The organism is Actinomadura barringtoniae (assembly GCF_017573505.1).
GTDB classification, from domain to species: Bacteria; Actinomycetota; Actinomycetes; order Streptosporangiales; family Streptosporangiaceae; genus Spirillospora; species Spirillospora barringtoniae.
The window spans coordinates 140839-155174 of sequence record NZ_JAGEOJ010000004.1 but is presented as its reverse complement, the minus strand read 5'-3'; the positions used below and the strand labels follow the sequence as shown (position 1 = coordinate 155174).

General features: G+C 72.0%; 13 protein-coding genes and 1 pseudogene. 6 read left to right on the top strand and 8 right to left on the bottom strand.

Features of this window, described 5'->3' with window-relative positions; all coding sequences use genetic code 11:
- The first annotated feature begins 26 nt into the window (after positions 1-26).
- Positions 27-839, top strand: coding sequence for an enoyl-CoA hydratase/isomerase family protein (locus J4573_RS10565; protein WP_208255174.1), 813 nt, complete (start codon positions 27-29; stop codon positions 837-839).
- Positions 840-933: 94 nt separating this feature from the next.
- On the opposite strand, the pseudogene J4573_RS10560 reads toward J4573_RS10565, so the two are convergent.
- From J4573_RS10560 to J4573_RS10550, 3 genes and pseudogenes are all read right to left on the bottom strand, one after another.
- Positions 934-1342: pseudogene (locus tag J4573_RS10560) on the bottom strand (SRPBCC family protein).
- A 15-nt stretch (positions 1343-1357) separates the two neighbouring features.
- A complete protein-coding gene (locus tag J4573_RS10555; protein WP_208255173.1) occupies positions 1358-1861 on the bottom strand; it encodes an OsmC family protein in 504 nt (167 codons plus the stop codon).
- A 307-nt stretch (positions 1862-2168) separates the two neighbouring features.
- Positions 2169-3350, bottom strand: coding sequence for an acyl-CoA dehydrogenase family protein (locus J4573_RS10550; RefSeq protein WP_208255172.1), 1182 nt, complete (start codon positions 3348-3350; stop codon positions 2169-2171).
- A gap of 143 nt (positions 3351-3493) precedes the next feature.
- Here J4573_RS10550 and J4573_RS10545 point away from each other — a divergent pair, with 143 nt between their 5' ends.
- From J4573_RS10545 to J4573_RS10535, 3 genes are read left to right on the top strand one after another with little or no spacing between them, the layout of a single operon-like run.
- On the top strand, positions 3494-4051 hold the full coding sequence (locus J4573_RS10545; RefSeq protein WP_208255171.1) for a TetR/AcrR family transcriptional regulator: 558 nt from the start codon (positions 3494-3496) through the stop codon (positions 4049-4051).
- A gap of 13 nt (positions 4052-4064) precedes the next feature.
- A complete protein-coding gene (locus J4573_RS10540) occupies positions 4065-4589 on the top strand; it encodes a DUF2867 domain-containing protein (protein ID WP_208255170.1) in 525 nt (174 codons plus the stop codon).
- Entirely contained in the window at positions 4586-4960 is a 375-nt protein-coding gene (locus J4573_RS10535; RefSeq protein WP_208255169.1) for a DUF6463 family protein, read from the top strand. Before J4573_RS10540 ends, J4573_RS10535 begins: the two co-directional genes overlap by 4 nt.
- Positions 4961-5060: 100 nt before the next feature.
- Here the strand turns inward: J4573_RS10535 and J4573_RS10530 are convergent, their stop codons facing one another.
- From J4573_RS10530 to J4573_RS10510, 5 genes are all read right to left on the bottom strand, one after another.
- Positions 5061-6038, bottom strand: a complete 978-nt coding sequence (locus tag J4573_RS10530; RefSeq protein WP_208255168.1) for a hypothetical protein — start codon at positions 6036-6038, stop codon at positions 5061-5063.
- Entirely contained in the window at positions 6035-6619 is a 585-nt protein-coding gene (locus tag J4573_RS10525) for an RNA polymerase sigma factor (RefSeq protein WP_208255167.1), read from the bottom strand. The genes J4573_RS10530 and J4573_RS10525 overlap by 4 nt, the downstream gene beginning before the upstream one ends.
- Positions 6620-6681: 62 nt before the next feature.
- A complete protein-coding gene (locus tag J4573_RS10520) occupies positions 6682-8172 on the bottom strand; it encodes an RtcB family protein (protein WP_208255166.1) in 1491 nt (496 codons plus the stop codon).
- Between the two features lie 165 nt (positions 8173-8337).
- Entirely contained in the window at positions 8338-9636 is a 1299-nt protein-coding gene (locus tag J4573_RS10515) for a DUF2254 domain-containing protein (protein ID WP_208255165.1), read from the bottom strand.
- Positions 9637-9710: 74 nt separating this feature from the next.
- On the bottom strand, positions 9711-10304 hold the full coding sequence (locus tag J4573_RS10510) for a TetR/AcrR family transcriptional regulator (protein WP_208255164.1): 594 nt from the start codon (positions 10302-10304) through the stop codon (positions 9711-9713).
- A 42-nt stretch (positions 10305-10346) separates the two neighbouring features.
- Here J4573_RS10510 and J4573_RS10505 point away from each other — a divergent pair, with 42 nt between their 5' ends.
- Complete coding sequence (locus J4573_RS10505) at positions 10347-11144, top strand: class I SAM-dependent methyltransferase (RefSeq protein WP_208255163.1); 798 nt, start codon at positions 10347-10349, stop codon at positions 11142-11144.
- Positions 11141-14332, top strand: coding sequence for a carboxyl transferase domain-containing protein (locus tag J4573_RS10500; protein ID WP_208255162.1), 3192 nt, complete (start codon positions 11141-11143; stop codon positions 14330-14332). Before J4573_RS10505 ends, J4573_RS10500 begins: the two co-directional genes overlap by 4 nt.
- The last annotated feature ends 4 nt before the right edge of the window (positions 14333-14336 follow it).

Here is a 14336-nt window from a genome sequence, read left to right as displayed (position 1 = left end):
GCCCCGGAGGCGAACGGGAACACGGCATGAGCGACGACGGTGACGACCTGAAGCGGTACGCGGCGTACGAGCAGCTGAAGATCGACTGGGCCGCGCCGCGGGTGCTGCGCGTCACCATCAGCGCCCCCGAGCGCCGCAACGCCGTCGACACCACCGGCCACCGCGAGCTGGCCGAGATCTGGCGCGACGCCGACGCCGACGACCGGGTCCGCGCGGTGCTGGTGCGCGGCGAGGGCACCGCGTTCTCGGCGGGCGGCGACCTTGCGATGATCGAGGAGATGATGGTCGACGCCGGGGCCCGCGCCCGCATCATGCGCGAGGCCCGCGACATCGTCATGAACATCATCAACTGCGCCAAGCCGGTGGTGAGCGCGATTCAGGGCCCGGCGGTCGGCGCGGGCGCCGCGGTGGCGCTGCTCGCCGACATCTCGATCGCCGGACGCCACGCCAAGATCCTGGACGGGCACACCCGCCTCGGCGTCGCGGCGGGCGACCACGCGGCGATCGTGTGGCCGCTGCTGTGCGGGATGGCCAAGGCCAAGTACTACCTGCTGCTGAACGACGTGCTGACCGGCGAGGAGGCCGAACGGATCGGGCTGGTCAGCGTGTGCGTCGATGACGAGGAGGTGCACGATCGGGCGCTGGAGGTCGCCGTGCGGCTCGCGGAGGGCTCGGCGCAGGCCCTGCAGTTCACCAAGCACGCCCTCAACAACTGGCTGCGGTCGGCGCAGCCGACGTTCGACGCCTCGCTCGCGCTGGAGTTCCTTGGCTTCACCGGCCCCGACGTTCACGAGGGCGTCGCGGCCATCCGGGAGAAGCGCGCCGCCAAGTTCGGCTGACGCCCCGGCTGACGGCCCGACCGGCGGCCTGACGGACGGCCCGACCGGCTGACGGTCTGACGGACGGCCCGGCTGACGGACCGGCCGGTCGGCGTCAGCCGAAGCGCTTCTTCAGCGTCTCCAGGCCGGGCCGGTAGATCCCGCGCGTGAAGGTCTTGCTCATCGCCTCCTCGTCGGCGGCGTCGGCGCTGAAGTCACCCCACCACTCGACGAACGCCTGCCCGGTGTCGGTGACCGGCAGCACCCGCACGTGCCCGTGCGCGCGCCGCACCGGCAGCGGCGACTCGAGGATCTCGTACCAGTACGTGCGGTCGTCGTCGTCCATGCCGCCGAGCCGTTCCCGCCAGACCGAGTCGCCCGACCCGGTCGCCCGGGCCGCCGTCCTCGATCACCCCGGTCTCGATGGCCGGCATCCAGTCCGCCAGGTTGCCGAAGTCGCGCAGGAACGCCCACACCTCGTCGGCGGTCGCGTTCAGCACCGTGCTGGCGTACGAAACGGGCATGAGGACTCCTCGGCGTCAGGACTCGGGGTTGGAGGCCACGGGCCAGGACTCGGGAGCGCTGACCGTCGGCTCGTGGTGGACCTTGAAGTTGACCGAGTTGGCGATGAAGCACATCTCGTGGGCCCGCGCGTGCAGCGCCACCGCGCGTTCGGCGTCGGCGGCGTCGGTGATGGTCACGTGCGGGCGCAGCACGACCTCCTGGAACTGGCCGCTGCCGTCCGGCGTCTCGAGCATCGTGCCGTACGGGCGGTCCTTGTAGGCGGTCACCACGATCCTGGCGCCCACGCACAGATGCAAGAACCACAGCATGTGGCACTGCGAGAGCGCCGCGACCAGCAGTTCCTCGGGGTTCCAGCGTTCGGGCGCGCCACGGAACGCGGGGTCGGCGGAGCCGGGAATCGGCGGCTTGCCCGCGGCCGTCACCTCGTTGGCCCGCTCGAAGGCCCGGTATCCGCTGGTACCGGTGCCGGTGTTGCCGGTCCAGTCGACTTCCAGCTCGTAGTGATGGGTCTTGGGCATGGCGCCGCCTCTCCGTTCGCTGCCCGCAATCAGAGCACTACCCCGAGTCAGGGGCGGCGCTTCCCAGGCGAACCGTCCTCATGAGGCCAAGTTCCCGCCGCGATGCCGTTGATACGTGCGTGCCGATTGCGTGGCCCTTCTGTGACACGGATGCCGGCACGAGACACGGCCGTCACAGCACGAGACACGGCCGTCGGTACGAGACGCGGCCGTCGGTACGAGACGCGGCCGTCGGTACGAGACGCGGCCGTCGGTACGAGACACGCATGCCAGCACGAGACGCGGCGGTTAGTGCGAGACGCGGCTGTCAGTACGACTTCGGCAGCCCGAGCTCGTGCTGGGCGATGTGCGCCAGGACCAGCTCCTCGGCCACCGGGATGTTCTTGGCGATGCGCGCGTCGCGGAACATGCGGGCCACCGGGTACTCCAGCGAGTACGCCATGCCGCCGTGCGTCTGGAACGCGCGGTCGGCCGCCTGCCACGCGGCGTCGGCGGCCGTGAGCTTGGCGATGTTGGCCTCCGAGCCGCAGGGCTGCCCCTGGTCCCACAGCCACGCCGCCTTGTAGGTCATCAGCCGGGCCAGCTCCACCTGCGCCTTGATCTTGGCGAGCGGGAACGCGACGGCCTGGTTGGCGCCGATGGGCTTGCCGAACGGGGCGCGTTCACGGGCGTAGTCGCAGGCGACCTGGAGCACGAGCTCGCCGAAGCCGACGCCGCTGGCCGCCGCGAGGATCCGCTCGGGGTTGAGGATGTCCCACATCACCGCGAAGCCCTTGTCGACCTCGCCGAGAACGCGCTCGGCCGGGACGCGGACGCCGTCGAGGAACACCATGCTGGAGGCGACCGTGTTGGTGCCGAGCTTGGGGATCGGCTGGTAGGTCAGCGTGCCCTGCGCGACCGCGTCCTTGACGTCGATCAGGAAGACCGTGAACCCGGCGGTGCGCGGCTTGGCCTCGGCGGCCGGGATCGTCCGCGTGACCAGCACCAGGAAGTCGGCGCGCTCGACGCCCGAGATCCAGATCTTCTGGCCGCTGACCACGAAGTGGTCACCGTCCCGGCGGGCCTGGGTGGTGATGTTGATGGCGTTGCTGCCCGCGTCCGGCTCGGTGATGGCGAAGCACGTCTCGATCTCACCGGACACGATCTTCGGCAGGAACTCGCGCCGCTGCTCCTCGGTGCCGTGCCGCATGATGGTGAGGCCGCCGAACGCCGGGGTCAGCAGGTACATGAACGACGCGGCGCCGCCCGCGCCGCCCGCCGCCAGGCTCTCCAGCGCCACCGACAGCTCCAGCAGACCCTGCCCGGCGCCGCCGTACTCCTCGGGCACGGCCAGGCTGTGCCAGCCGCCCTGCACGAGCTCGCCCCAGACCTCCTCCGGCCAGCGCTTCTCCGCGTCGCACCGGTCCCAGTAGGCCTGGTCGTACTTGGCGGCGATCGCCCGTACGCCCTCCTGCACCGCGACCGCGCTCTCAGGCAGGTTGAAGTCCACTCGCGCCTCCTCCGAATGCCGTTGGGCCCACGGTAGCCCAACCCGTAAGTGGTCACTGACATCGCACCCCCTGCGGGCCACCATTCCATACGGTTTGGTATGTTCGAGTTCTGGCATACCAAACCGTATGGAATGGTCGGAGTATGGCGAGCACAAACGACTGGCTGGACGCGGGCCTGGAGATCCTGGCCACCGAGGGCGCCCCGGCGATCACGATCGAGCGGCTGACCGAGCGGCTCGGGCTGACCAAGGGGTCGTTCTACCACCACTTCAAGGGCATGGGCGGCTACAAGACCGGCCTGCTGGCCCACCTCGAAGAGGTCACCACCACCCGCTACATCGAGCTCACCGAGCAGGACCCCGAGGCCCCGCCGATGGTGAAGCTGCAGCGGCTGCGCGACCTGGTGGTCGGGATGGAACGCGAGGGCCCGGACCTGGAGGTGGCGCTGCGCGCCTGGGCCCAGCAGGACGCGGAGGTCCGCGCCCTGCAGGAACGGATCGACGCCAGGCGCCTGGACTACCTGCGCGCCCTCTGGACCGGGCTCACCGGGGACCCGGAGGAGGCCGACCAGGTCGCCAAGCTGCTCTACCTGGTCGTCATCGGCGCGGGTCACCTGATCCCGCCGATCCCCAAGACCGAACTCGGCGTGCTCTTCGAGCTCACCACTCGCCTCGCCGCCCGCGACCGCGCCTTCCCCTGAGGAGGAACCCACGATGCCCACAGAACTGGACGACGTCCCCGAACTCCGGCCCTTCCTCGACGGGGCCGACCACGTGGACGTCAAGACCGTCGAGTCCACGGCCACCCTGCGCGAGTTCGTCGCGGCCGCCATCAGCTGGCAGCCGTTCTGGCTGAAGGGCCTGTTCGCGGCCCGCGCCGTCTTCGCCCGGCTGCTGCGCCTGAACGACCCGGATGTGCCGGCCGGCGCCAAGCTCCGTCCGCAGGACATCCCGTTCACTCCGGGCGGCAAGGTGCACTTCTTCACCGTCACCGAAGGCGCCGAGGACCGCTACCTGGTCATGGAGGCCGCCGATAGCCACCTCACCGGTTACCTCGCCGTCGTCGCCGACCCCGGAGCCTTCCGCGTCGCGACGATCGTCAGGTACCACCGCTGGACGGGCCCGCTGTACTTCAACGTGATCCGCCCGTTCCACCATCTGGTCGTCGGCCGCATGGCCTCGGCGGGCGCTCGCGCTCCCCACTCTCCGCGCCCTCCGCGGCAGGAGGTGAACGCATGAACGGCCTCACCCGATGGCTCCCCTGGGGGATCATCGCCATCTCGATCGTTCACACGCTCTACGCGTTCACGATGATGCCGGGGGCGTGGGGCGGCATCGCGCGTGCCGGGGTGCTGAACGGCATCGAGGGCGACGCCGACCGCGAGGCCGCGCTCTGGTTCTTCTACGCGGGCATGGGATTCCTGGCGATCGGGACGCTGGCGCTCAAGCACGTGCGGGCGACCGGCGGCCTCCCGCGCCAGGTCGCCTTCTATCTGCTGGGGATCGGCGGATCGATGGTCGTGATCGAGCCGGCCTCCGGCGGCTGGGCCGTGGTCGTCCTCGGCCTGCTCGCGCTGGAGGCCCGCCGCCGAGAGACGGCGACGGGCTGATCCAGACGGGCTGATCCAGACGGGCTGATCCAGACGGGCTGATCGAGACGGGGCTGATCGAGACGGGGCTGATCGAGACGGGCAGATCCGGTGGTTCGGGTCAGCTCGTGGGCGTTGCGCTCGGGGTCGCGGCGGGCGTGGCGCCGGGCGGCGGGGTGTCGGGCGCGTTCGGATCCACGTTCGGCGGCGCGGCGTCTCCCGGACGCTCGGTGGGGTGCGGCCCGACGAAGAGCATGACCTGCCCGGCCGCCCAGGGGCTGGCGTCATGGACGTACCAGTCGCCGGGAATCTGCCCCGGGTAGGCGGCCTTGCTCTCGTTGCCGTGCTCGTACCTGTACTCGGGCACCGTGACGTGACGCTTGGCGAGTGCGGCGAGGACCTCCGACACCCGCCGCTTGCGGTAGACCATCCCGTGCATGACCTCGCCGGGCGCGTCGGCGTTGGCCGTGCTGTTGTACTGCTCGCCGGGGCGTGCCGCCCGCGCGAAGGCGACCGCCGCGTGCCCCTTGTACCCGGCGGGGATGCGTACTCCCACCGGGCAGTCGTCGCCGCCGCTGGCGACCGCGCAGGCGCCCTTCTCGTTGATGGGGGTGATGTCGCCCTCGATCATCACCACGCTCCCGACGATCGAGGGAGAGGACGGGATCAGCGTCAGGTCCACGTCGAGCCCGCGCTTGGCGAACTCCTCCTTGTAGCGCTTGGGGTCGGCGTACGGGTCGCGGATCCGCACGTCGATGTGGCCGCCCTTGCGCGTGAAGGTGAGCGCCGCGGCGAGCTGGACCTTCGGCGCGTGCGAGGTCGAGGTCGTGGAAGGACCGGGTGCCGGGGATCCGCCACCGGACGAGAAGACCAGAGCGGTCACGGCCGTGGCGCCCGCGAGGCCGGTGGCCAGGAGCGGCAGCCCGATGGTGAGGCGCCGCCGGGGACGGCCGGGCGAGGAGACCTCCTCGGGCGTCTCGGCCGAGGAGCTCACGATCCGGTCGGCGAGCTCGGCGGCGGCCTCGTCGGAGAGCAGTTCGGCGGCGCGGGCGTCGGTGACGGGCGCGATCCGGCCGACCAGGGTGTCGATGTCGTTCATGCGCTTTCTCCATGGGCGGTGGCCAGGGTGCGGGATTGGGGCGCCGAGGCGCCCCGCCGCTCCAGCTCGCGGGCGAACCGGCGGCGGGCGCGGTGCAGCCGTATCCGCACCGCGTTGCGGGAGCAGCCGAGGACGGTGGCGATCTCGCCGTGGTCCAGGCCCTCCCACCCGACCAGCGCCAGCAGCTCCCGGTCGCCTTCGGGCAGTTCGCGGAACGCCTCGGCGACCGAGGCGAGCTCGCCCGGATCCTCCGGAACGTGATGGACCGCCAGGTCACTGCGCAGGCGATCCGCCAGGTCCAGGTTCAGCGCCGACCTGCGACGTGCGCCCCGGTGGTGGTTGGCGAGGACGCGGCGCGCGACGCCGTACAGCCACAACCGGGCCTCGGTCCCGTGCGGGACGGCCTCCAGCCGCCGCCAGGCGACCAGGAACGTCTCGGCGAGGATGTCGGCCGCGTCCTGCGGATCGGCCGTGCGCCGCAGTGCGTAGCCGAGGATCTGCGCGCGGTGCGCGGCGTAGAGCTCCTCGAAGCGGCGCCGCCCGTCGTCGGGTGGCCGCGAAGCCTTCGGGGTGGCTGGCAAGGGGCATCCTCTCGTCGTGCGGAACCGGACGACCACCACATGTCCGCCGAGCGGAGAGCATTTCACCCTTTTACCGTCAGCAACGGACGCAGCTCGGCGACCGGCAGCGCGACGCCGCCCGCGTCCAGGCTCGACACGACCGGGCCGATGTCCTTGTAAGCCCACGGCGCCTCCTGCTTGAGGTCGCGCCGCCAGGCCGCCATGACGTCCGAACGCCGCGCCACCATCGGGTCGCGGTGGTTCAGCGGCGTGACCACGCGGAACTCCCGCAGGAAGGCGTCCAGCTCGGCGTCGCCGGCGCGGGCCGTCGCGCCGCGCGGGATGCGGCGGCCCGCGCCGTGGCAGGCGCTGGCGAGCGTGCGCCGGTCGCCGGTGCCGCGCAGCACGAAGCTGGACGCCCCCATCGAGCCGGGCACGATCACCGGCTCGCCCCACGTACCGTCACCGCCCGCGGGAGTCGCGCCCTTGCGGTGCACGACCCGGTCGCCGTCCTGCCAGAGCAGGTTGTGCGGAGCGTCGTACAGCAGCCGGGCGGACGCCTCGCCGCACTCGGCCGCCAGCCCCGCCCGCATCGTGAGCGACAGGAAGAACCGGTTGCCGAGCGCGAAGTTGGCGGCGTTGCCGAACGAGTCGAGGTAGCGGCGGCGGGCGGGCTCGGAACGTTCGTCGAACAGGAACGGCAGGATCCCGTTCCGTGGCCTGGGCAGACTGCGCGGCCACCCGGCGCGGAGCCGGTCCAGGCCGGTCGCGCCCGCCTGGTGCCCGAGCGAGAGCGAACCGCTGTGCACCATCGTCACGACCGTGCCGACCGACAGGCCCCAGGCGTGCGCGGCGGCCGGATCGTGCACGGCGGAGACGTACTGCAGCTCGGCGAAGTGGTTCCCTCCGCCGATGCCGCCGATCACGCTGTCGTGGCCGGTCCCGCCCGAGCCCGCGACCCAGTCGGCGAACGCCTCGGCCGTCGCGACCGGGAAGCCGGAGGCGTGCACCCGGTCCACGCAGTCCTCGGCGTCGCCGGGCTGAAGGCCCGGCCAGGACGGCTCGGCGTCCCCGGCGAGCATCAGGCCGGGCAGGCCGTCGCGGAGCAGGCCCTCGCGCTGGGCCGGGGTGAGCGCGATCCGGCGGCCGCCCTCGAAGAACAGGTACCGCAGCCGCCGCTCCAGCGCGTCCAGCCGGGGCCGCACGCGGTCGACGTTCAGTCCGGTGACCTCCAGCCGCATGCCGCAGTTGACGTCGTTGCCGACGGCCTGCGGGAGCAGCGCGTGCTCGGTCTCCAGAACGGTGCCGATCGGGATCCCGGCTCCCTTGTGGAAGTCGGGGGTGAGGGCGACGCGGGTGATGCGGGGCTCGGGGCCGTCGTAGCCGGGCGTCGCCTCGGCGAGGCGGCGCAGCGTGTCGGCGGTCTCCAGGACGCCGAGGGCCTCGTCGACGGCGGCCGGTTCGAGCGGCACGCGGGCGTCGGCGCAGACGTGGACGGGGATGTCCCAGCGGTTGGGGAGCTGGAGCCAGTGGTCGTCGATGCGGACAAGACGGTGGTCTTGGCGAACACGCATGGTGGGGAATGTCCTTCGGGCTGCTGAACGAATGGAGGGCATGGCGCAGTGCGCCGCAAGAGATGCGCCACAAGATGCGCCACACCAAGGGGCGTTGGCCTCGGGTTCAGCAGCCGCGAGGTGATCTGACGACGGTAGCGGCCGACACCGCGCCGCCGCGACGGATTATTCGGGGGCGCGTTCGCCCGATCCGAGGCCTTGCGCGTCGGGGAGCAGGGCCAGGCCGTGGTCGGGCGGATCGGGGAAGGCCGCCCGGGCGGCGGCGTCCACGGCGGCGCGGCGGATCCGCAGGACAGGCCTGCGGTCGGGGGGAACGGCCGCCGAGACGTCCTCCAGCATGGCGCGAAGGCGGCGCAGGACCTGCAGGGAGTCGCCGCCGAAGTGACGGATCTCGTCGGTGGCCAGCGAGACGAAGTCCTCCCAGGTGGGGGTGCGCATGCGCAGCCGGACCGCGCCCCGCTCGTCGGTGGTGACGCCGATGCCGAGGTCGCGGTTGCCGAGCCGGATGAGCAGCTCCTCCAGGTAGTCGATCGCCTGGACGGCCGTGGTGGGGTCGTTGATGGCGGGCGACAGGGCCTTGTTGGCGACGTCGACGATGGCGCGCAGCGCGAACCCCGGGTCGTTGTCCAGGGCCCGTTCCTCGCCGACGATGAGGCAGCGGTGGATCGGCCCCGGGTGCAGGTCGGTCACGTCGCCTTCGATGCGCAGCAGCTCGTTGCCGGGGGCCAGGAAGTCGCCGGGCGCGGGCACCAGGGTCACCACCAGGTCATGGCGTTCGGCGATCTTGGCGAGGCCGGCGGCGTTCACCGCCAGCAGCGCCCCGGACCGGCCGCCGTAGCGCAGGACACGGGACGTGCCGGGGGAGGGGACCTCCTGGATCTCGGGGTCCAGGTGCGGGTCGGGGTAGGTCTTGTCGATCGCGTACCGGCCGTACGAGGCGACCCGGCGCAGCAGCCGCACCACCCGCAGCAGGTCGACGATCCGGTTGATGAGCAGGAAGAAGACCAGCACGCTCGCGACGGCCAGGCCGACCCCGAACAGCACCGCCACGACCGGCTTGTAGTCGGTCTCGCGCACGCCGAGCCGCGCGGCGATCAGCACCGAGTAGACGAACGTGGAGGTGAACACCCCGAGCGCGAGCCGCACCACCAGGTCGCGCTGGAAGACCGGGATCAGCCGGGCGGAGAACGTGCTGGTGCCGAACTGCAGCGCCAGCGTCACCGCCGTGAACACGAAGCCGCTGAAGGCGATCACGCCGCTGGCCACCGAGGCCAGCAGGCTGGCGGTCGCGCCCAGGTCGAACTGGATCAGCCCGTCGCCCAGGTCAGGATCATCGGCGCGCCAGCGGTCCAGCCACGGCAGCAGCCACGACAGCAGGATCGATCCCACGATCATGAGGGTGGGCAGCACCCAGATCCGGCGGCGCCGGTGCCGCCAGCGCGTGACGAGCCACGGCCTGCGCACGACCGGTCCCCCGAACGGCCCGGACCGGCCCCGCGCCGGTCACCTCAGCTGATCATTCCCCGCGGGTGATCACGTTACGCGTCGGCCCGGTCGCCCTCGGGCACCGGCGTGCCCAGGTAGCGGACGACCATCCGGGCGATGAGCGCGGCCACCCGCTCCGGTGGGTCGCCGGGAAGGATCATGTTGCTGATGGTGAGCCGCAGGGCGACCTCGGCGATCTCGGCCAGCTCGGTGCGGTCCAGCTCGGGCCACTGGGCCAGGGCGTGCTCGATGATGCGGGTGCGGGCGGTGAACATCAGCGGCTCGGCCTGCGTGGTCAGCAGGGGGAGCAGCTCGTCCCCGCCGGCGCCGGTGAGCACCACCTTCTTGATCGGGTCGTCCTGGGAGGTCTCGAGGGTGTAGCGGACCGCCTCGGCCACCGCCGAGTACAGGTCGGCGTGCTCGCTGAGGATCCGGTCGATGTCGTCCAGATAGAGCTCGTTGTCGCGCATGACGATCGCCTGGGCCAGGCCCCACTTGTCGCCGAACTCGTTGTAGACGGTCTGCCTGCTCACTCCGACGGACGCCGCGACGTCCTGCATCCGGACGCCGCGGTAGCCGCGCTGCACGAGCAGCTCGGACGCCGCGTCCAGCAGGGCGTCGCGCAGGGAGCGCCGCTCGCCGGTCATCCGGTTCTCCTTCCGGTTCGATGCGACCATTATCGTCAAGACATGGCCGACGACTACCTGACACTCAACCGGGCCCTGTGGGACGAGCGCGTCCCGATCCACGTCACCAGCGATTTCTACGACGTGGAGGGCTTCCGGAAGGGCGTTTCGGCGCTGCGCGGCTTCGAGCCCGCCGAGTTGGGCGATGTGTCGGGTCGGCGGCTGGTCCACCTGCAGTGCCATTTCGGCCTGGACACATTGTCGTGGGCGCGCCGGGGCGCGGTGGTGACCGGGCTGGACTTCTCCGGCCCCGCGATCGCCGCCGCCCAGGGCCTGGCGGCCGAGGAGGGCCTGCCCGCCCGTTTCGTCGTCTCGGACGTCTACTCGGCCCCGGAGGCGCTGGGGGAGACCTACGACATCGTCTACACCGGGCTCGGCGCCCTGGTCTGGCTTCCCGACCTCGAACGATGGGCGCGGACCGTCGTCGACCTCCTCGAACCCGGTGGCCACCTCTACCTGGTCGAATTCCACCCGTTCGCGGACGTTCTGGACGACGAGGAGGGCCGCACGGTCGCCTACGACTACTTCGACGACCAGCCGCAGGTGTGGGACGAACCCGGCACCTACACCGACACCGAGGCCGCCACCACCAACAACCGCTCCGTGCAGTTCCAGCACGGCATCGGCTCGGTGGTGAGCGCGCTGACCGGCGCCGGGCTGCGGCTGGAGTTCCTGCACGAGCACGACTTCACGCTCTTCGAGCGCTACAAGTCGCTGGAACGGGACGGCACCGTCTACCGGCTCCCCGAGGGGCGTCCGCGCGTGCCGATGATGTACTCGCTGAGGGCGGAGAAGGCATGAACAAGGTCCTGGTGGCCAACCGCGGCGAGGTCACCCTGCGGGTGATGCGGGCGGCGGCCGAGCTGGGCATCAGGACCGTCGCGGTCCACACCCCCGACGACGCCGGCTCGCTGCACGTACGCCGGGCCGACGAGTCCCGCGAGCTGCCGGGTGAGGGCGTCGCGGGCTATCTCGACGCCGACGCCGTCCTCGCCGCCGCCAAGGACACCGGCGCCGACGCCGTCCACCCCGGCTACGGCCTGCTGAGCGAGAACGCCTCGTTCGCCCAGCGCTGCGCCGAGGCCGGGCTGACCTTCGTCGGGCCACGTCCGGAACTGCTGGAGCTGTTCGGCGACAAGACCCGCTCGCGGGCGCTGGCCGCCGAGCTCGGCGTGCCGCTGATCCCGGGCACGAACGGCCCGACCACGCTCGACGAGGCGCTCGCGTTCGCCGGGCGGCACGGCCCGGTGATGCTGAAGGCCGTCGCCGGCGGCGGCGGGCGCGGCATGCGGGTCGTCGAGGACCCCGCCGACCTGCCCGAGGCCTACGAGCGGTGCGCCTCGGAGGCGCTCGGCGCGTTCGGCCGCGCCGAGGTCTACGTCGAACGGCACGTCCCGCATCCCCGGCACATCGAGGTGCAGATCGTCGGTGACGGCACCGGCGCCGTCGTCCACCTGTGGGACCGCGACTGCAGCGTTCAGCGGCGCCACCAGAAGCTCATCGAGATCGCCCCCGCGCCCCGGCTGGACGATGGCGTCCGGGAGGGCATCCTCAACGCGGCCCTGCGCATGGCCGAAAGGGCACGCTACGGCAGCCTCGGCACGTTCGAGTTCCTGGTGGCCGGGGACGAGTTCTGGTTCCTGGAGGCCAACCCGCGGCTCCAGGTCGAGCACACCGTCACCGAGGAGATCACGGGCCTGGACCTGGTGAAGACCCAGTTCCGGATCGCCGACGGGCTGACCCTCGCGGACCTGAAGATGGAACGCCCGCCGCCGGTGAACGGCTCGGCGATCCAGGTCCGCGTCAACACCGAGACGCTCGGGCCCGATGGATCGCCCGTCCCGCACGCCGGGACGCTGACCTCGTTCATGCCGCCGGGAGGCCCGGGCGTCCGCGTGGACACCCACGGCTACCCCGGCTACCGCACGAGCCCCCGGTACGACTCGCTGCTGGCCAAGGTGATCGTGCTCGCCGGGGACTTCCCCGACGCGGTCCGCCGTGCCGACCGGGCCCTCGGGGAGTTCGACCTCACCGGCGTCGCCACGACCGTTCCCCTGCTGCGGGCGATCCTGCGCCACCCCGACTTCGCCGGGGGCGGCGTGGACACCGGCTTCATCGCCGACCACCTCGCCGAACTCCCCACCGACGACGGCGCGCGGGCCGACACCGTGCCGGCCCACACCGTGCTTCCGAGCCCCGCCGGATCGGTTCCGGTGACGGCGCCGCTGCAGGGCACCGTGGTCGCCGTCGAGGTCGCCGAGGGCGAGCTCGTACGGCCGGGGACGCCCGTCGTGATCCTCGAGGCGATGAAGATGGAGCACGTCGTCCGCGCCGCCGAGCCCGGGATCGTCACCGGGCTCGCCGTCGCGCCGGGCGTCACCGTCGCCGCCGGGGCACCGCTGCTGTTCACCGAGCCCGCCGAGGTGGACGGCGACCATGCCGACGACGAGGCCGCGATCGACCTCGACGAGATCCGCCCCGACCTGGCCGAGGCGCGGAGCAGGCACGAGATCGGCCTGGACGCCGCCCGGCCCGACGCGGTCGCCAAGCGGCACGCGCGCGGCCACCGCACCGCGCGCGAGAACATCGACGACCTGTGCGACGACGGGACGTTCGTCGAGTACGGCGCGCTGGTCCTGGCCGCCCAGCGGCGCCGCCGCTCCCTGGACGACCTGATCGCCCGCACGCCCGCCGACGGCCTGATCGGCGGCATCGGCGAGGTCAACGGCGGCCAGTGCATGGTCGTGTCCTACGACTACATGGTCATGGCGGGCACCCAGGGCAACCTGGGCCACCGCAAGACCGACCGCCTGCTGGAGCTGACCGAGCGGCGCCGCCTGCCGCTGATCCTGTTCGCCGAGGGCGGGGGAGGGCGGCCGAACGACTCCGACACCACCATGGTGTCCGGCCTGGACGTCCTGAGCTTCCACGCCATGGGGCGCCTCAGCGGCCTGGTGCCCTCCATCGGGATCGTCGCGGGCCGTTGCTTCGCCGGGAACGCGGCGCTGCTGGGCTGCTGCGACGTCATCATCGCCACCCGCGACGCCAACATCGGCATGGGCGGCCCGGCGATGATCGAGGGCGGTGGCCTGGGCGTCTTCCGACCCGAGGAGATCGGACCGGTCGCCGACCAGGTCCCGAACGGCGTCATCGACATCCTCGTCGAAGACGAGGCGGAAGCGGTCAGCGTCGCCAAGCGCTACCTGTCCTACTTCCAGGGGCCCACCGCCGACTGGACGGCCGCCGACCAGCGGACGCTCCGCCATCTGATCCCCGAGAACCGGCTGCGCGCCTACGACGTCCGCCAGGTCATCGACCACCTCGCCGACCAGGACTCGGTCCTGGAACTGCGGCGCGGCTTCGGCGCCGGCATCATCACCGCGCTGGTCCGCATCGAGGGCAGGCCGATGGGCCTGATCGCCAACAACCCCGTTCACCTGGGCGGCGCGATCGACCGCGACGCCGCCGACAAGGCCGCCCGGTTCCTGCAGCTGTGCGACGCCCACGGCCTCCCGGTCGTCTCGCTCTGCGACACCCCCGGCTTCATGGTCGGCCCGGACGCCGAGCGCACCGCGACCGTGCGGCACTTCAGCAGGCTGTTCGTGATCGGCGCGAACCTGCGCGTCCCGTTCGTCACCGTCGTGCTCCGCAAGGCCTACGGGCTGGGCGCGCAGGCGATGGCGGGCGGTACGTTCCAGGCGCCGCTGGCCACCGTCGCCTGGCCGACCGGCGAGGTCGGCGGCATGGGCCTGGAGGGCGCGGTCCGGCTCGGCTTCCGCAAGGAGCTGGAGGAGGCCGAGGACCCGCAGGCGCTGTTCGAGCAGATGGTCGGCCTGGCGTACGAGCACGGCAAGGCGCTCAACGCGGCGAGCGTGTTCGAGCTCGACGACGTCATCGACCCCGCCGACACGCGCCGCCTCATCACCACGGCGTTCGGTGACGCCCCGGAGGGCCCGGTGGAGCCGCGCCCCTGGATCGACACCTGGTGAGGTA

Coding starts and splice junctions, on each gene's coding strand:
- J4573_RS10565 (WP_208255174.1), top strand. CDS start 27: ATGAGCGACGACGGTGACGACCTGAAGCGGTACGCGGCGTACGAGCAG.
- J4573_RS10555 (WP_208255173.1), bottom strand. CDS start 1,861: ATGCCCAAGACCCATCACTACGAGCTGGAAGTCGACTGGACCGGCAAC.
- J4573_RS10545 (WP_208255171.1), top strand. CDS start 3,494: ATGGCGAGCACAAACGACTGGCTGGACGCGGGCCTGGAGATCCTGGCC.
- J4573_RS10540 (WP_208255170.1), top strand. CDS start 4,065: ATGCCCACAGAACTGGACGACGTCCCCGAACTCCGGCCCTTCCTCGAC.
- J4573_RS10535 (WP_208255169.1), top strand. CDS start 4,586: ATGAACGGCCTCACCCGATGGCTCCCCTGGGGGATCATCGCCATCTCG.
- J4573_RS10530 (WP_208255168.1), bottom strand. CDS start 6,038: ATGAACGACATCGACACCCTGGTCGGCCGGATCGCGCCCGTCACCGAC.
- J4573_RS10520 (WP_208255166.1), bottom strand. CDS start 8,172: ATGCGTGTTCGCCAAGACCACCGTCTTGTCCGCATCGACGACCACTGG.
- J4573_RS10510 (WP_208255164.1), bottom strand. CDS start 10,304: ATGACCGGCGAGCGGCGCTCCCTGCGCGACGCCCTGCTGGACGCGGCG.
- J4573_RS10505 (WP_208255163.1), top strand. CDS start 10,347: ATGGCCGACGACTACCTGACACTCAACCGGGCCCTGTGGGACGAGCGC.
- J4573_RS10500 (WP_208255162.1), top strand. CDS start 11,141: ATGAACAAGGTCCTGGTGGCCAACCGCGGCGAGGTCACCCTGCGGGTG.